Raw genomic sequence first — 1,331 nt, forward strand, 5'->3', positions numbered from 1 at the left:
GAATGACATATTGTTCACTAAGTTCTTTCGTATCTTTTCTGCAAATGATGCATTGTGTCATATTTATCACCTTTACCTGCAAATTTGTCTGTAATCTCATTGTAGTGTATTTAATGGGATTTTGGAATATTGTAAAGGAAAATATTATGTGAAATCTAAGTTTAATTTGGTACAATGAAGAGAAGTGCTAGTTTAAAGGAGGACGTTTTTTTGAAATCGAAAGTGCACTTTTGGACATTAGAAGTGCTAATGGTTGTAGGAATTATATTTATTTGCACAAAAATATCGTTTCTATTTCAACCGATTGGTATCTTCATATCAACATTATTTTTCCCAATTTTAATCGCGTTATTTTTATACTTCATATTTAACCCATTGTTAGTCTTTTTGGAGAATAAAAAAGTACCTAGAGGTTTAGCGATTTTACTACTGTATCTTTTTATCATCACATTAACTGGAGTTGCTATTGGAGTAGTTGTTCCAACCATCTCACAACAGCTAATGGATCTAGTGAAAAACATGCCGACTTATATAAAAGAGGGGAAAGTATACATACAAGATCTATCCCATCATAGGTTATTTGAATGGTTATCTACACAAAACTACGTTTCCATTGAAACAATTGAGAAAAATGCGATTGAATACTTAAAGGAAATACCAAACACAATTACGTCGAGTGCAACGGCTTTATTTGGTATTATCACGAACGTGGCGTTAGTTATTTTTACAGTACCGTTCATTTTATTTTATATGTTTAAAGATGGACATGCATTTCCAGGAAAAGCTGTTAGTGTATTACCAGAGTCTTACCGTGAAGAAGGACTTCGTATCATAAAGGAAACGAACGAAACATTATCTGCATATATTCAAGGGCAAGCGCTCGTTTGTTTATTTATAGGTGCCTTTACATTTACTGGTTATTTAATTATCGGTTTACCGTATGCTTTCGTTTTAGGGATTATCGCAGCATTTACAAATATAATTCCGAACTTAGGTCCATTTATCGGAGCAGCACCAGCTGTAATTGTAGGGCTGTTCGTATCTCCGATGCAAGCTCTGTACGTAATTATTATTGTAACAATTGTACAGCAGTTTGAAAGTAACATCATATCTCCACGTATTATGAGTTCGAAATTAAACATCCATCCGTTAACAATTATCATCCTTATTTTAGGGGTAGGTAATTTCGCGGGAATTATCGGAATGATTTTAGCAGTGCCTGTTTATGCGGTAACGAAAACAGTTGTTTCGAACTTAGTGAGATTGTTTAAGACGAAAAGAAGTAAACGGAAATAGAATATGTTGAGAAAGATACACCGCAAAAAGTGGTG

Annotated in this window: 1 protein-coding gene and 1 pseudogene; one reads left to right on the plus strand and one right to left on the minus strand. The window is 33.7% G+C overall.

Annotated features, from left to right (window positions below):
- Positions 1–130, minus strand: a pseudogene (locus tag AC1DTM_RS26770) (HNH endonuclease); the annotation flags it as partial.
- Positions 131–210: 80 nt separating this feature from the next.
- On the opposite strand from AC1DTM_RS26770, the gene AC1DTM_RS26775 reads away from it, so the two are divergent.
- Entirely contained in the window at positions 211–1,296 is a 1,086-nt protein-coding gene (locus AC1DTM_RS26775; protein ID WP_002110426.1) for an AI-2E family transporter, read from the plus strand.
- Positions 1,297–1,331 lie beyond the last annotated feature (35 nt).

This window comes from Bacillus sp. P4_D3 (genome assembly GCF_056401855.1).